The 14,049-nt window shown below is 73.3% G+C and carries 14 protein-coding genes and 3 pseudogenes; 10 read left to right on the top strand and 7 right to left on the bottom strand.

From position 1 onward, the window contains the following. Positions 1-21: 21 nt before the first annotated feature. Together ACFYE1_RS09760 and ACFYE1_RS09755 are read right to left on the bottom strand one after the other, a co-directional pair. On the bottom strand, positions 22-738 hold the full coding sequence (locus ACFYE1_RS09760) for a LuxR C-terminal-related transcriptional regulator (protein WP_387742258.1): 717 nt from the start codon (positions 736-738) through the stop codon (positions 22-24). Between the two features lie 136 nt (positions 739-874). Continuing rightward, positions 875-1,870, bottom strand: a complete 996-nt coding sequence (locus ACFYE1_RS09755) for a hypothetical protein (protein ID WP_387742256.1) — start codon at positions 1,868-1,870, stop codon at positions 875-877. Between ACFYE1_RS09755 and ACFYE1_RS09750 the strand changes: the two are divergent. Further along, positions 1,852-3,347, top strand: a pseudogene (locus tag ACFYE1_RS09750) (AMP-binding protein). The gene ACFYE1_RS09755 and the pseudogene ACFYE1_RS09750 sit on opposite strands and share 19 nt — an antisense overlap. Beyond that, positions 3,296-3,496, top strand: a pseudogene (locus tag ACFYE1_RS09745) (AMP-binding enzyme); the annotation flags it as partial. The pseudogenes ACFYE1_RS09750 and ACFYE1_RS09745, both read left to right, overlap by 52 nt. A gap of 171 nt (positions 3,497-3,667) precedes the next feature. Here the strand turns inward: ACFYE1_RS09745 and ACFYE1_RS09740 are convergent. Beyond that, positions 3,668-4,282: a flavin reductase family protein gene (locus ACFYE1_RS09740; RefSeq protein WP_387742254.1), complete on the bottom strand. Its 615-nt coding sequence runs from the start codon at positions 4,280-4,282 to the stop codon at positions 3,668-3,670. A gap of 185 nt (positions 4,283-4,467) precedes the next feature. Between ACFYE1_RS09740 and ACFYE1_RS09735 the strand changes: the two genes are divergently transcribed. The 3 genes and pseudogenes from ACFYE1_RS09735 to catC all read left to right on the top strand — a co-directional run bounded on the left by ACFYE1_RS09735 (position 4,468) and on the right by catC (position 6,278). Continuing rightward, positions 4,468-5,403: a LysR substrate-binding domain-containing protein gene (locus ACFYE1_RS09735; RefSeq protein WP_387742252.1), complete on the top strand. Its 936-nt coding sequence runs from the start codon at positions 4,468-4,470 to the stop codon at positions 5,401-5,403. Then, positions 5,400-5,717 (top strand): annotated as a pseudogene (locus ACFYE1_RS09730) (enolase); the annotation flags it as partial. The gene ACFYE1_RS09735 and the pseudogene ACFYE1_RS09730, both read left to right, overlap by 4 nt. A gap of 282 nt (positions 5,718-5,999) precedes the next feature. Next, positions 6,000-6,278: a muconolactone Delta-isomerase gene (catC, locus tag ACFYE1_RS09725; RefSeq protein WP_368821274.1), complete on the top strand. Its 279-nt coding sequence runs from the start codon at positions 6,000-6,002 to the stop codon at positions 6,276-6,278. On the opposite strand, the gene ACFYE1_RS09720 is transcribed toward catC, so the two are convergent. Further along, positions 6,224-6,505, bottom strand: a complete 282-nt coding sequence (locus ACFYE1_RS09720) for a hypothetical protein (RefSeq protein WP_387742250.1) — start codon at positions 6,503-6,505, stop codon at positions 6,224-6,226. The genes catC and ACFYE1_RS09720 overlap by 55 nt on opposite strands. Between ACFYE1_RS09720 and ACFYE1_RS09715 the strand changes: the two genes are divergently transcribed. Beyond that, the gene (locus ACFYE1_RS09715) at positions 6,504-7,205 is read left to right on the top strand and encodes a dioxygenase family protein (protein WP_387742248.1); all 702 of its coding nucleotides are present in this window, start codon (positions 6,504-6,506) and stop codon (positions 7,203-7,205) included. The genes ACFYE1_RS09720 and ACFYE1_RS09715 overlap by 2 nt on opposite strands. Before the next feature lie 216 nt (positions 7,206-7,421). On the opposite strand, the gene ACFYE1_RS09710 is transcribed toward ACFYE1_RS09715, so the two are convergent. Both ACFYE1_RS09710 and ACFYE1_RS09705 read right to left on the bottom strand, forming a co-directional pair. Next, positions 7,422-7,904, bottom strand: a complete 483-nt coding sequence (locus ACFYE1_RS09710) for a MarR family winged helix-turn-helix transcriptional regulator (protein ID WP_387742246.1) — start codon at positions 7,902-7,904, stop codon at positions 7,422-7,424. A 59-nt stretch (positions 7,905-7,963) separates the two neighbouring features. Further along, a complete protein-coding gene (locus ACFYE1_RS09705) occupies positions 7,964-8,671 on the bottom strand; it encodes a hypothetical protein (protein WP_387742244.1) in 708 nt (235 codons plus the stop codon). A gap of 191 nt (positions 8,672-8,862) precedes the next feature. On the opposite strand from ACFYE1_RS09705, the gene ACFYE1_RS09700 reads away from it, so the two are divergent. Both ACFYE1_RS09700 and ACFYE1_RS09695 read left to right on the top strand, forming a co-directional pair. Beyond that, a complete protein-coding gene (locus tag ACFYE1_RS09700; RefSeq protein ID WP_387742242.1) occupies positions 8,863-9,939 on the top strand; it encodes a glutathione S-transferase family protein in 1,077 nt (358 codons plus the stop codon). 124 nt (positions 9,940-10,063) lie between these two features. Then, positions 10,064-10,909 carry an HpcH/HpaI aldolase/citrate lyase family protein gene (locus tag ACFYE1_RS09695; protein ID WP_387742240.1) on the top strand — a complete coding sequence of 282 codons (846 nt, stop codon included), beginning with the start codon at positions 10,064-10,066 and terminating at the stop codon, positions 10,907-10,909. A 16-nt stretch (positions 10,910-10,925) separates the two neighbouring features. On the opposite strand, the gene ACFYE1_RS09690 is transcribed toward ACFYE1_RS09695, so the two are convergent. Beyond that, positions 10,926-11,642, bottom strand: a complete 717-nt coding sequence (locus ACFYE1_RS09690; RefSeq protein WP_387742238.1) for an HAD family hydrolase — start codon at positions 11,640-11,642, stop codon at positions 10,926-10,928. Positions 11,643-11,790: 148 nt separating this feature from the next. On the opposite strand from ACFYE1_RS09690, the gene ACFYE1_RS09685 reads away from it, so the two are divergent. Together ACFYE1_RS09685 and ACFYE1_RS09680 are read left to right on the top strand one after the other, a co-directional pair. Then, complete coding sequence (locus ACFYE1_RS09685; RefSeq protein WP_387742236.1) at positions 11,791-12,783, top strand: LLM class flavin-dependent oxidoreductase; 993 nt, start codon at positions 11,791-11,793, stop codon at positions 12,781-12,783. Positions 12,784-12,964: 181 nt separating this feature from the next. Continuing rightward, a complete protein-coding gene (locus ACFYE1_RS09680; RefSeq protein WP_387742234.1) occupies positions 12,965-14,011 on the top strand; it encodes an NAD(P)-dependent alcohol dehydrogenase in 1,047 nt (348 codons plus the stop codon). Positions 14,012-14,049 lie beyond the last annotated feature (38 nt).

Below are 14,049 nucleotides of genomic sequence, written 5' to 3'. Positions count from 1 at the left end.
CTCACCGGGGCGAGGGGCGGATCACAGATGCTTCTCCGCCGTGGTGATGTCCGCCGTGGGCTCCACGAGGCCGTCCTCGATCGCCCGGATGCGCAGGTCGATCTTGGTGGGTGCCGGGCGCCCCACGCGCGCGTACTTCTCGCGGATCCGGTCGATGTTGGTCTTGACCGCGCTCTGCTTGATCCCCATCCGGCGGGCCACCTGGACCTGGGCGAAGCCCGAGGCGTAGAGCCGCAGGGTCTCCTGCTCGCGCGGGGAGAGGCTGGCCCGGGAGAACTCCACGTCCCCGTCGATCGCGGCGGCGAGCTCCTTCGTGATCACGGGCTTGCCCTCGGCGATGTTGCGGGCCTCCTCGATCGCGTGCTCGAGCGGGTCCGACTTGCGCACCAGGCCCAGCGCGCCGGCCCGCAGCGCCTCGCGGATCAGCGTGGCGTTCTCCCCGATGCTGAAGATGAGCACCTTCATGCCGGCGGCGCGCAGCAGCTCCACGTTGGTGGCGGGACGGGACATGTCGTCGAGGGACAGGTCCAGGAGCACGACCTCGCACTCGATCCGCTTGGCGCCGTGGGCGGTGAGGGCCGGGTTCTCGGGGTCCCGGCCGAGCTGGTCGAGGAGGCCGGGGACGCTGGAGGCCGATCCGACGAGCTTCACGTCCGCCTGCGAGGTCATGGAGACGAGGCGGACGCCCTCCCGGACGACCTCGTGGTCATCGACGACGGCGACAAGGGTGGACGGCATGGGTATTTCCTCCGGGTGCTGCTCGGTGGGCCGGTCCGCAGATTTCCGCGTGGGGGTGCCGGATCTCACCGAGGTGCTCCGATTGTCCCCCCTTTTGTGGTGCGATGCGAACCCGACACGGTGCCGGGACGCAACGTTACCGGGTCTGGTCCCCCCAGCCGTCCCCCCAGCGGTCGACCCGGCGGTGGTAGCGGACGCCCCACAGCCCGCCGAGCACCGCCGCGAGCAGATCGACGACGAGCACGGCCAGGACCGCGAGCAGCCCCGGGACCAGCAGGTCGCCGATCAGCGCCTGGGCCGAGACGCCCACGGGCGCCAGACCGACGGTGTCGGCCCACACCAGTCCTGCGACAGTGGCCACGGAGCGGCCGAACAGGGACCACAGCCACACGGACACGCCCTGCCGGGCCCCGGAGAAGCGCGCCATCCGGCCGGCGGCGTATCCGCCGCCCAGGAACGCGAGGAACTCGACCAGACCGAGGGCCGCCGCGCCCGTCCAGGCCGTCGCGGACCCGGCGGCGAGCTCGTCGACCACGCCGCCCACCCCGTCCACGAGCCGCAGCCCCAGCGCGGCCACGACCAGGCCCGCCAGCGCGAGCAGCAGCCAGGTCAGGGCCATGGCGCTGAGCCAGCCGAAGAAGCCGGGGATCAGCTGGAGGCCTCCGAACTCCTCCCGCTGCCGGGCGAGACGGGTCGCGGCGTCGGCCGGGGCGCCGGCCGGGACGACGGGCCCCGGATCGTGGCTGCCTCCGGTGCCCGGCGCGGCACCGTACCCGGCTGCGGGCGCGGTGCCGTAGGCCCCGACCACGGGAGTCGGGTCCGTGCGCGGCCCTGGATCCTCGTGCACCGGGCGCTGGGCGGTCACCGCCGGCAGCGGCCGGGTGTGCTGGTCGTCCTCGTCGTCGTACCAGGACCAGTCCTCGGTCCCGCCGCTCCCGGTGCCCCCGTCGGGGGCGTCGTGCGGCGAGCCACCCCTGTCGGGGACACCGTGCGGCGAGCCGCCGCCCGGGGCGGCGGACCGGCCGACCGGGGGCAGCGGCCGGGTGGCGTCCGAGGAGCCGTGCGGACCGGTGTCCGACCAGGGCATCGGGTCGTCGGGGGAGGGCGAGCCGGGTGTCGAGGAGGGCGTCATGGCACCGGAGTCTACGGCCGGTCCCCGGACCGGGCCTGGTGGGCCGTCCCCGTCGGCGCGTGGTGTCGTCGAGCGAAGTGGCGGACGGATTCCGCCGAGCCGGTCGGGGCCATGCCTGTCGACACGGCGCGCGAACTCCTGGGCGCCCGTCCCCGGACCGCCAGCTGCGACCCGGGGGTCCCCGCGGACCCGGAGCTGCCGGAGACGTCGTTGGTGCGCGTGCTCGAGCGCTCGGTCGCCGCCACCGCGCGAGCACCGCGCTCGAGTTCTTCGGGGCCACGACCTCCCACGCCGCCCTGGGCCGGCAGGTCGACCGCGCGGCCGAGGGCCTGCGCCGGCTGGGGGCGCGCCGTGGCGACCGGGTCGCGATCGTCCTGCCCAACTGCTCGCAGCACGTGGTGGCGTTCTGCGCGGTGCTGCGCCTGGGTGCTGTCGTCGTCGAGCACCATCCGCTCTGCACGGCCCCGGAGCTGCGCCACCAGTTCGAGGACCACAGGGCGCGCGTGGCGATCGTCTGGGACCGGCCGGCCGACCGGGTGCGCTCGCTGCCCGCGGACCTGCCGGTCGACGCGGTCGTGTCCGTGGACATCACCGCCGCGATGCCGCGCGCGAAGCGGTGGGCACTGCGCCTGCCGCTGCCGCGCGCACGGGACGCACGCGCCCAGCTCACCGGCCCCGCCCCCGGGCACGATCCCCTGGCAGGAGCTGCTGGCCGCCGATCCGATGACCGTGGAGCACCCACGACCCACGACCTCGCGCTGCTGCAGTACGCCTCCGGCACCACCGGCCTGCCCGAGGGGGGATGCTCACGCACCGCATCCTCGAGTCCAACGCCCTCATCGGCCGGTTCTGGCTCCGCTCCGGCGAGCACGAGGTGGTGCACGGCGTGCTGTCCCTCTTCCACGCCTTCGGTCTGACCCTCGGTGTGACGTTCGCGATGTCGCTGGGGGCGAGGCTCGGGTTTTTCCCGACCGGGCGCGCGGATTCCGTCCTCGGGGCCATGAAGCGGGCGCGGCCCACGGTCCTGCCCGCCGTGCCGCGCGTGTACCAGAAGCTCCTGGATGCCGCGCCGGGGCAGGGCCTCGACCTGCGCGGCATCCCGGTGGCCGTCTCCGGGGCCATGAGCCTGCCGGTCCCGCTCGTGGAGCGGTGGGAACGGGCCACCGGGGGTCTTCTGATCGAGGGCTACGTGCTGACCGAGTGCTCCCCGCTGGTGGCCTGCAATCCCCTCAACGGCCCCCGCGGGCGGGGTCCACCGGGATCCGGCTGGTCGACCCGGACACCCTCGAGGACGTCGCCCGGGACCGACCCGGGGAGCTGTGGGTGCGGGGTCCGTAGGTCTTCCAGGGGTACAGGGAGCGCCCCGACGAGACCGCCCGGACGCTGGCGCAGGACGGGTGGCTGGGCACCGGCGACATCGTCACGGTGGACGACGCCGGGTTCCTGCGGGTGGTCGACCGGCTTGAGCAGGTCGTGATCACCGGCGGGTTCAGCGTGGCCCCCAGCGAGGTCGGGACCACGCTGCGCCGGCACGACGCCGTGCAGGACGCCGCGGTGGTGGGGCTCGCCGACCCCCGCGGCGGCGAGGTGGTCGTCGCCGCAGTGACCTTCGTGCCGGGCGCCGATCTGGACGAGCCCGCCCTGCGGGAGCACTGCTGCGCGGGCCTCGCCCGCTGCAAGGTCCCCGGCGGATCGTGGCCGTCGAGGAGCTCCCGCGCACCATGCTCGGCGAGGTTCAGCGCAACAAGGTCCGTGAGCAGCTGCGGCGGGCGGGAGCAGGGCCCTGAGGGCGGGACCTCAGGGCAGGTCCGCCTCCGGGGCCACCTCCCGGTAGGGGACCCGCCGGACGGAGCGGATCCGCCCGAGCTCGCCCCACTCGTCGCGCCCGAGCCGTGCGATCGGCCGCAGCGACCCCACCACGGGGCCCCGCTCGTCCATGGCCCGCTCGTCCACCGCGACGTGGGTGACGGCGCCGAGGACCAGGAAGCTGTCGCCCACGGGGATGGGGTCTGCGTGCAGCCGGCACTCGATGGCGGCGGGGGACTCGGCCACGCGGGGGGCGGACACGGTGAGCGAGGGCTCACGGGTCAGCCCCACGGCGTCGAACTCGCTGAGCCCGGGAGGATAGTCGGTGCCGGTCGCGTTGATCTGCTCGAACAGCCCCGCGGGTGCGAAGTTGACCACGAACTCCCGGGTCTGCCGGATGTTGCGGAGGCTGTCCTTCTCCCCGACCGAGACGAACTGGACGATCGTGGGGTGCTCCGACGCCACCGTGAAGAACGAGTGCGGAGCCAGGTTGTCGATCCCCGCGGCCGAGAGGGAGCTGACCCACGCGATGGGGCGGGGGACCACGAGGGACTTGACCGTCCGGGCGAAGGAACCGTGCCGGTCGGCGGTGATGTCGGTGCGCATGCGCCCATTGCACCACCTCGGCGAGCCCTGGTTGCAGGGCACGGCCACCGAGTGCCGGGGGCAGTCTCCCTGATTGAACCACCACGATGTCCTAATAAAGACTTTTCAGTGTACTCTGTGGATCAATCCTAGGTGTGGCGGTCGACGACGACGCCTCCGACCGAGCGGAAGGACCAGGGTCCACGATGGAGATCCGGCAGCTCAACTACTTCATCGCCGTGGCCGAGGAGCGCCACTTCGGCCGCGCCGCCAAGCGCCTGCACATGGCCCAGCCGCCGCTGTCCCAGCAGATCCGCCAGCTCGAGGAGCAGCTCGGCGCGCGCCTGCTGGACCGGACCACCCGGCGGGTGGATCTCACCGCCGCCGGTCAGGTGCTCCTGGACCGCGGGCGGCTGATCATCAACGAGATCGAGGCCCTCAAGGCCGACGTCTACCAGGTCGGCCAGGGCGCCACCGGCGTGCTGCGCGTCGGCTTCTCCGGCTCGGCCACCTACGGGGTGATGCCGCAGCTGGTGCGGCGCGCGAAGGAGTCGATGCCGGGGCTGTCCCTGGCGCTGCACGGCGAGATGCTGACCCCCGCCATGGAGGAGGGGCTGCGGGGCCACACCCTCGACGTCGCCCTCCTGCGCCCGCCCGTGGCCTCCCCGGACGTCGAGTACCGGGTCGTCGCGCGGGAGCCGCTCGTGGTGGCGCTGCCCTCCTGCAGCGCCCTCGCCGTGGACCTGCCCGTGGCGGTGCACGAGCTCCAGGACCAGGAGTTCATCACCTATCCGCCCGACTCCGTGCTCTACCGCACGGCCGCGGACCTCTGCCGCCAGGCCGGCTTCCAGCCCCGGGTCGCCCAGGTGGCGGGGGCGACGTCCACGCTGCTGTCCTTCGTGGCGGCCGGCGGCGGGGTGGCCGTGGTGCCCGCCGGGGTGCGGGCCTTCCAGCTCGAGGGCGTCGTCTACCGCGACGTCGAGCACTCGCCGCAGATCGAGCTCGCCGTCGCGTGGCGGCGCGAGGACCGTTCCGTCCTGCTGCACCACTTCATCGACCTCGTCGTCGACGCCCAGGCCGCCTCCGGGGTCCCCGGCGGTGTGCCCGTCCCGCCCGCCCCGGAACGGCGCGCCCGTCCATGAAGACCGCCACCATCGAGCCGATCCCCTGCGTCCACCTGCTGCACGTCGCCGCGGGCGCCGTGCACGAGGCGGACCACGTCCTGGTGCGGATCACCACCGACGGCGGGATCGTGGGCACTGCCGACACCCTTCCGCGGCCCTACACCTACGGCGAGACCCAGAAGTCCGTCGTGGCCGTCGTCGAGGACCTCTTCACCCCGCAGCCGGTGGGCCTGGACGTCCTCGACCGCGAGAAGGCCCAGGCCGTGCCGGCCCGCACCGTCCACCACCGGACCGCCAAGGGCGCGGTGGACATCGCCCGATGGGACGTCATCGGCCAGGTCCTGGCCCACACCTCGAAGCGGTCCGGGGCGCTGTCCCACGTCCTGGACATGTCCGACGACCTCCTCGCCGAGCCCGTGGTCATCGCCGACGGCCGGATCAGGGTGCCCGACGTGCCCGGGGCGGGCACCGCCGTGGACGAGGACGAGCTCACCTCCTGCCGCACCGACCGGTGGACCCGGCCCGGACACCCCTGCGCACCCCGCCCGAGGGCGCGGAGCCACGAGCCGGCCCCAGACCCAGCCCGAGAACCCACACCGACGGAAGGACGCACCGTGAAGTACCTGGTCCACATGGACATCGACCTCCCCACCGACATGCCCGCCGAGGAGGCCGCGGAGATCAAGGCCACGGAGAAGGCCTACTCCCAGGAGCTGCAGCGCTCCGGGAAGTGGCCGGAGATCTGGCGCGTGGTGGGCGAGTACGCCAACTACTCGGTCTTCGACGTCGAGTCCCACGACGAGCTGCACGACATCCTGCAGAACCTGCCGCTGTTCCCCTACATGGACATCACGGTGGTGCCGCTGGCCAAGCATCCCTCCGACGTGAAGTAGCGGCGTGGCGCAGGACGGGCCCGCCCCGGGAGGGGGTGGCCGACAGAGGCCCGGCCGCCGGGATGGGCCAGGTACACCCAGCCGCCCTCGACGATGTACTGCGTCTCCAGCTCGACGATCTCCTCGTCGGTGCGGATCTCCCGCTCGGCACGGACGAGGCCGTTCCCGCGGTCGTCCACCACGGCGTCGAAGAGCCTCTCGCGGACGTGGGCCAGGCTCTCGGTCATGACGTGCTCCTTCTGCGCGAGTCGACTGGTCGGGATGTCCGGGCGGGCTGCTCCGAGCTGGATCGGGAGCGACAGGCACGAGGGGCATCCCCGGACACCGCGCAACGAGGAATGCGGAGAGTCCCATGACGGTGCCCCGCGCGGCAACGCGCTCGAGCTGCCCGAGTGGCTGTTCCGCGGCGCCGTGAAGTCCGACGAGAGCGGCTTCCTCGAGATCGACACCAAGCGCCCGGCCCCGTGCCGGATCCCCGCCGACGCGACCTGCGGGCAGCTGATCGCCGCGGCCGGCCGGCACGCACGGCGTCCGGCGCACATCCAGCTCAAGGTCTCCGCCCCGGGGCACCAGCTGGTCACCCAGCAGCTGTACGTCCCCGGCGATCCGCACGACGAGGACGACATCGCCTCGGCGGTCAGGCCCGAGCTGATGCTCGACCCGGAACCGCGCACCGACGGCGGCGAGCACGAAGAGGTCGTCCACGACTACGCCCTCCCCGAGGAGGGCCAGGCGAAGCAGTACCCCACCTGCGGACGCGGCGCCCGCGGCGCACGGGAACGCCCCCGCCGACCGAGGTCAGCAGGGGCGTTCCCGTGCGCGGAGCCGGCCGATCGAGCGCGGTGCCGAGCACTCCCAATGCCACCTCTCGGGCCGCCGGAACACCCGGGGTCAAAAAACGCACAGTCGGCTTGCTCATGCAGATGACTGGGTCTAAGGTGAATTTGTCGTCGGCGATGGCCCGGAGGTGATCCCCCCATCTGCCTCCGGATGGTTCCTGCCGACGTCTGGCGTCCCATTCCCCCGATCGGGATGCCTGACAGGCCCTGCCGATCCCCCCATGCGGCAGGGCCTGTCCCCTGTCCGGGGTCGGTCCCGGAGCAGGGGCGGCCCTCGTGCGGTGGGTGGCTCGGGGGCCCGGCGTCAGTACAGCCCCAGTTCCTCGAGCCGGGGGAGCACCTTGCCGGAGACGGAGAGCAGCGCGTCCATCTCCTCCCGGGTCAGATGGTCGATGAGCGCCGCCCGCACCAGCTCGAGGTGGCCGGGGGCCGAGGCCTCGATGGCCCGTCGCCCCTCCGGGGTGATCCGCACGTCCAGACCGCGCGCGTCGCTGTCGCACGGCAGCCGCTCGAGCAGTCCGCGCCGGGCCATGCGGGAGAGCAGGTGGGAGAGGCGGCTGCGCTCCCAGCCGAGCTGGTTCAGGAGGTCGCGGGAGCGGATCAGGCCCGTGCTGCTCTCCGACAGCTGGACGAGGACCTCGTACTCGGAGCCGGACAGCGCGCTGTCCCGGGACAGCTGGCGGTCCATCGCGGTCTGCATTCCTCGGCTCAGGGCCAGGAAGCTGCGCCAGACGCGCTGCTCCTCGTCCGACAGCCAGTCGACCTGGTCGGTCTCCGGGTGGCTCATGCGGCGGTCCTCTCGTGGGCCGGGAAAGCCCTCACTTTAAATTGACATGTCAACAAATGTCAACCGCCCGGCACGTCTTCCGGAGGGGTGTTCCACGGGTCGGGGCGAGCGCCGGCGTCGCGGCCGTACCGCACCGGGCGGCGGTGGACCCACTCCGAGTCGTAGTGGTCCCCGGGTCCTCGCAGGGGCTCCCGAAGCCGCTCGGCGTAGCCGGTGGGGCGCAGGGGAGAGTCGTCGTCGTCGACCGGTGTGAACGAGGCCATGGCCACGAGGCCGAAGCCCAGGGCCGCGGCGACCACCAGGGTCATTCCCGAGACGACCAGGACGCTGACGTACTCGTCGGCCAGGTGCGCGCCGGCCGTGCCCACCAGCAGCGGCTGGACCGCGAACACCCCGGCGAGGGGCACCAGGCCCAGCAGCAGCAGGACGGAGGGGATGAGCCACAGCTTCGAGCGGCTCCGCAGTGGGCGCGCCGAGGCGTCGCGGAGAGCCGGGTGCAGCTGGGCCTGGACGACGGTGAACCCGGCCAGCCCGGGCAGGGCGAGCAGCGCGCCGACCGCCCAGCCCCACGGGTGGCCCAGGGCGGTGAGCCCGCCCCCGAGCAGGAGGCCCAGCAGCACGAGGGTGAAGGAGAGCCCGCGCGCCATCCGCCGGGCGGCCTGTGGTGAGGCCGCAGGGCTGCGGTCCGCCCGGGGTGCGGTCCCGGATGTAATGTGCTGCGGGGGAAGACGCTGGCCGTACTCGGGCTCGTTGCCGTGGGTGCTCATGGCGGGCTGTTCCCTGGTGGGAGGGTGCTGGACGGCTCTACTGTAGACCTCGCCTCCGACGGAGCGTCCCCCTGGCGCCCCTCTTGTGATTGACATATCATCAAAACAGAGGGGCGGATGGTGTGCCGTCCCGCCGTCGACCGTCGTCCCGGCCGGTGGTGCCCTGTCCCGCCGCACCTCGAGGAGCCACCATGTCACAGCGCAGCACCGAGCGTTCCGAGCACAGCACCGCCGGCGCCTACGTGCATCCCGGCGAGGAGTTCACCCGGGACACCGCTTACATCGAGGACCGGATCGTCCGTGACCCGTCGCGCGCGGACGTGCCCGAGGGAGCGCAGGCCTGGCCCGTCGAGGCCGGCCGCTACCAGCTCGTCGCGGCGCGAGCCTGCCCCTGGGCCAACCGCACCCTCATCGTGCGCCGGCTCCTGGGGCTCGAGGACGCCCTGTCGGTGGGACTGCCCGGTCCCGTCCACGACGTCCGCTCGTGGACGTTCGACCTCGACGCGGACGGCAGGGACCCGGTGCTGGGCATCGAGCGGCTCCAGGAGGCGTACTTCGCCCGCTACCCCGACTACCCGCGGGGGATCACCGTGCCGGCGGTCGTGGAGATCGCGAGCGGCCAGGTCGTGACCAACGACTTCCCCCGGATCACGGAGGACCTCGCCAAGGAGTGGGGCGCCTTCCACCGCGACGGCGCGCCCGATCTCTGGCCGGCCGACCTCGAGGACGAGATGCGCGAGGTCATGCAGCGGGTCTACACGGAGGTCAACAACGGGGTCTACCGGTGCGGCTTCGCCGGCTCCCAGCGGGCCCACGAGAAGGCCTACGAGCGGTTGTGGGCCGCCATGGACTGGCTCGAGGACCGCCTCGCGACCCGCCGCTACCTCATGGGCGAGCGCATCACCGAGGCGGACGTGCGGCTGTTCACCACCCTGGTGCGCTTCGACCCGGTCTACCACTCGCACTTCAAGTGCTCGCGCAACAAGCTCTCCGAGATGCCCCACCTGTGGGGCTACGCCCGGGACCTCTTCCAGACGCCCGGCTTCGGCGACACCGTGGACTTCGAGCAGATCAAGCAGCACTACTTCGTGGTGCACGAGGACATCAACCCGTCCCAGATCGTGCCCGTGGGCCCCGACCTGGGCAACTGGGTGTCCGCGCACGGCAGGGAGGCCCTCGGCGGCTCGCCCTTCGGTGCGGGGACCGCGCCGGATCCTGTCCGGCCGGAGGAGCGTGTTGACGGACGTCACACGCCTCTGACCGTCTGAGCGTTCCGCCGGGTCGGCGCGCCGCCTAGACTGGACAGCTCCTACGGCCCGGGCCCGCTCGCGGGACCGGGCGCCCAGGGGCCCCCCGTGTCCCCGCCGCCCTCCTCTCGGAAAGGACCCCCACATGGCCCCCTACCGCAACCAGCGCGCCGCCGCGCTGCCCGCCCGCCTGTCGCGCTCGTGGCTGCTCACCTCGGCCGCCGACCCCTCCGTCTTCCCGACGGCGCTCGCGTCCGAGGCGGACTCCGTCGTGTTCGACATCGAGGACGCCATCCCCGCCGAGGGCAAGGACCGGGCCCGGCAGAACGTCATCGAGGCCTTCGAGGCCGGGGCGAGCGCGTGGGTGCGGATCAACGACATCACGACCCCGTACTGGGAGGAGGACCTGGCCGCCCTCAGCCGGGTCGGCCACCTGCGCGGGATCATGCTGGCCAAGACGGAGCACCCCGACCACATCACCAAGACGGCCATGATGGCTCCGGCGGGCACCCCCGTCGTGGCACTCATCGAGTCGGCCGTGGGGATCATGAAGGCCAACGACATCGCCCGCGCCCCCGGGGTGTTCCGGCTCGCCTTCGGGGTCGGCGACTTCCGGCGGGACACCGGTGTCAGCGCGGACCCCATGGCTCTGGCGTTCGCGCGCTCGAGCCTCGTCGTGGCCTCCCGGGTGGGCGAGCTGCCCGGTCCCATCGACGGGCCGACCCTGGGGGCCTCGGAGGAGGCGCTCGCCGAGGCGTGCGCCGTGACGCAGTCCATGGGCATGACGGGCAAGCTGTGCCTGGACCCGCAGCAGACCGACGGGATCAACCGCAACCTCGCCCCGAGCGAGCAGGAGATCACCTGGGCGCGCGAACTCATCACGCAGCACGACTCCGGGCACGTCGTGGGCGACGGCAGCTACCTGCCGCGCCTGGCCCGGGCCCGCAAGGTCTCCGACCTGGCGCAGACCTACGGGCTCTGGAACCGCTGAGCGCCCCGGACCCCGCTCAGCCCAGCCAGCGGGCCATGAGCTCCCGGAAGGCGGGGTCCGTCAGCGCCGACGCCCGGTGGTGGGCGGGCACGGGGTCCCCGTCCGGGACCGACGGCACGGCCACGACCACCAGCCCCGCCGCCACGGCCGAGGTCCCGCCCACCACGGAGTCCTCCACGGCCAGGGCCTCGCCCGGCGCGAAGCCCAGCCGCCGTACGGCCTCGGCGTAGATGTCCGGGGCCGGCTTGCCGCGCGGCACGTCCTCGGAGGAGACCCACGTGCTGAGGTGGGGGGCGAAGCCGGCCTGCTCCAGCTTCACGCCGAGGATCGTGCTCGTGGAGTTGCTGGCCACGGCCACGGGCAGCCGCTCGGCGAACGCGCGCACCGTCTCGAGCGCGCCGGGCAGGGGCACGATGTGCCCGGTCAGAGTCTCCTCCTCGGTGCGCAGCACGTCGGCGTAGACCGAGGCGCGGTCGGCCCGGGCGGCGTCGGCGATCGCCGTGGAGACGTCCGCCGCGGACCAGCCCATCATCCGGCGCTGCATGGCCTCGGTGAACTCGAGCCCGTAGCTCTCGGAGACGGCCCGCTGGACCTGGGCCCAGTTCGCCTCCGTGTCCATGAGGATGCCGTCGCAGTCGAACACCACGCACGCCGGGGTCCACCCGGGGGCGGGCGCCGGGAGCTCGGGGGAGGGCGTGGGCAGCGACGGCGTGGGGGCAGGGGAAGACGTCATGCTCCCATGGTGCCCCACCCGGGTCCGCCCGGGGCAGGGGTGTGAGCAGGACGACGCCCGGGAGGACCCTCGGAATAAGGAGCCCGGCCCGGGGTGTTGCCGCCACCGGACCCCATCGTTGCCATCCCCGACGGAAGAAGCCCAGCCCTTGCCCGCCACGCCCCGCGTCCCGCTGTCCGCCCTCGACCTCGTGCCCCTGTCCGAGGGCCGCTCCGCGGCGGACGCCCTCCGCGAGGCGGTGGACCTCGCCCGCAGGCTCGACGCGTCCGGCTACCGGCGCCTGTGGTACGCCGAGCACCACAACACGGAGGCGTTCGCGTCCTCCGCCACGGCGGTGCTCATCGGGCAGGCGCTCGCCGCCACGGAGCGCCTCCGTGTGGGCTCCGGCGGGATCATGCTGCCCAACCACGTGCCGCTGACCGTGGCCGAGGCCTTCGGCACGCTCGCCAACCTCTACCCCGACCGTGTGGAGCTGGGCCTGGGCCGGGCCCCGGGCACCGACAGGCGCACCGCCCTCGAGCTGCGCCGGGGCCACGCCGGCCACGACACCTTCGAGTCCGACGTGCGCCGCCTGGTGCGCCTGTTCGGCGGCCAGGAGCAGGAGGTCGTCCGGGCGTCCGTGGCCCGGGGGACGGACGTTCCCCTGTGGATCCTCGGCTCCTCGACGGGGGGCGCGGAGGTCGCCGCCCGGCTCGGCCTGCCCTACGCGTTCGCCTCCCACTTCGCCCCGGCCATGATCATGGACGCCATCGCCCTGTACCGGCAGCGCTTCGACCCCGACGCCCCGACCGCCACGGTCGAGCGCCCGCACGTGATGGTCGCGGCGAACGTCCTCGCCGCCGACACCGACGACGAGGCGCGGCGCCAGTTCAGCACCCACCAGCTGCTGGTGCGCGGGATCGCCCGCAACGACCGCCGGCCGCTCCAGCCGCCCGCCGAGCGCGTGGAGCTCACCGCGGCGGAGGCGGCCATGGTGCAGGAGCACCTGGCCGTCTCGGCGGTCGGCACGCCCGAGCGGGTGGTCGCCGACCTCGAGCAGATCGTCGAGCTCACCCGGGCCGACGAGCTGATGCTCAACAGCTACGCCCACGACCCCGAGGTGCGCGCCCGGTCCTACGAGCTCGTCGCCCAGGCCTGGTGAGCGCACCGACCCGGCGCCGGGGGTCCCGGTCGCACGAGCGCGGACCGCACCGCCTCCGACTGCACGACCTCCGACTGCACTGCCAGCGACTGCACGACCTCCGCCTGCACTGCCAGCGACTGCACGACCTCCGCCTCGCGACCTCCGCCGGGCGGCATCCGCACCACGACAGGAGCACCCCATGACCACCGTCCCCGCCCTCGAGGCCGTCTCCGCCGACTCCGGCTTCCGCCGCACCACGATCGAGCGCCGCCCCGTGGGTCCGAGCGACGTCGAGATCGACATCCACTTCGCCGGCATCTGCCACTCCGACATCCACGTCGCGCGCGACGAGTGGGGCGGCACGCACTACCCCGTCACCCCGGGCCACGAGATCGTCGGCCGCGTCAGCGCCGTCGGGGAGGCCGTGACCGGCTTCGCGCCCGGCGACACGGTGGGCGTCGGCTGCTTCGTCGACTCCTGCGGCCGGTGCGAGCACTGCACCGACGGCCAGGAGCAGTTCTGCACCGAGGGCGTGACGGCCACCTACAACACGCCCCAGGCCGACGGCGTCGCCACCAGGGGCGGCTACAGCGGCGCGATCGTGGTCGACGAGCGCTTCGTCCTGCGCGTCCCCGAGGCTCTCGACCCCGCCAGGGCGGCCCCGCTGCTGTGCGCCGGGATCACCACGTACGCCCCGTTCAAGCGCTGGGGAGCCGGGCCGGGCCGGCGGGTCGCCGTCCTGGGCATGGGCGGGCTCGGCCACGTCGCCGTGAAGATCGCGGCCGCCATGGGCGCCGAGGTCACCGTCCTGAGCCAGAGCCTGTCCAAGCAGGAGGACGGCCTGGCGTTCGGCGCGACCGACTACTGGGCCACGAAGGACCCCGAGACCTTCGAGCGCAACAGGGGCCGCTTCGACCTGATCCTCAACACCGTCTCCGCGGACCTGCCCATCGAGCAGTACCTGTCCCTGCTGCGGGTCGACGGCGTGCTGTGCTCCGTGGGGCTGCCCACCGAGCCCTACAGCGTGCGGGCCATGGCTCTCGCCGCCCGCCAACGGGTGCTCACGGGCTCGATGGTGGGCGGGATCCCGCAGACCCAGGAGATGCTCGACTTCTGCGCGGAGCACGGCGTGGAGTCCGAGATCGAGCTGATCGGTGCCGACGACGTCGACTCCGCCTACGACCGGGTGGTGGCCTCGGACGTGCGGTACCGCTTCGTCATCGACGTCGCCCGCACCCTGGCGTAGCCGCGCAGACCGTCAGCAGCCTGCGGCTCCGGCCGCGC

This window comes from Kocuria nitroreducens (assembly GCF_042879195.1).
Taxonomy (GTDB): domain Bacteria; phylum Actinomycetota; class Actinomycetes; order Actinomycetales; family Micrococcaceae; genus Kocuria; species Kocuria nitroreducens.
This window is presented reverse-complemented; position numbering and strand designations above follow the sequence as displayed.

Excerpts from the sequence above, each read along its gene's own strand:
- ACFYE1_RS09760 (WP_387742258.1), bottom strand. The coding sequence starts at position 738 with ATGCCGTCCACCCTTGTCGCCGTCGTCGATGACCACGAGGTCGTCCGG.
- ACFYE1_RS09755 (WP_387742256.1), bottom strand. The coding sequence starts at position 1,870 with ATGACGCCCTCCTCGACACCCGGCTCGCCCTCCCCCGACGACCCGATG.
- ACFYE1_RS09740 (WP_387742254.1), bottom strand. The coding sequence starts at position 4,282 with ATGCGCACCGACATCACCGCCGACCGGCACGGTTCCTTCGCCCGGACG.
- ACFYE1_RS09735 (WP_387742252.1), top strand. The coding sequence starts at position 4,468 with ATGGAGATCCGGCAGCTCAACTACTTCATCGCCGTGGCCGAGGAGCGC.
- ACFYE1_RS09715 (WP_387742248.1), top strand. The coding sequence starts at position 6,504 with ATGACGTGCTCCTTCTGCGCGAGTCGACTGGTCGGGATGTCCGGGCGG.
- ACFYE1_RS09720 (WP_387742250.1), bottom strand. The coding sequence starts at position 6,505 with ATGACCGAGAGCCTGGCCCACGTCCGCGAGAGGCTCTTCGACGCCGTG.
- ACFYE1_RS09710 (WP_387742246.1), bottom strand. The coding sequence starts at position 7,904 with ATGAGCCACCCGGAGACCGACCAGGTCGACTGGCTGTCGGACGAGGAG.
- ACFYE1_RS09705 (WP_387742244.1), bottom strand. The coding sequence starts at position 8,671 with ATGAGCACCCACGGCAACGAGCCCGAGTACGGCCAGCGTCTTCCCCCG.
- ACFYE1_RS09700 (WP_387742242.1), top strand. The coding sequence starts at position 8,863 with ATGTCACAGCGCAGCACCGAGCGTTCCGAGCACAGCACCGCCGGCGCC.
- ACFYE1_RS09695 (WP_387742240.1), top strand. The coding sequence starts at position 10,064 with ATGGCCCCCTACCGCAACCAGCGCGCCGCCGCGCTGCCCGCCCGCCTG.
- ACFYE1_RS09690 (WP_387742238.1), bottom strand. The coding sequence starts at position 11,642 with ATGACGTCTTCCCCTGCCCCCACGCCGTCGCTGCCCACGCCCTCCCCC.
- ACFYE1_RS09680 (WP_387742234.1), top strand. The coding sequence starts at position 12,965 with ATGACCACCGTCCCCGCCCTCGAGGCCGTCTCCGCCGACTCCGGCTTC.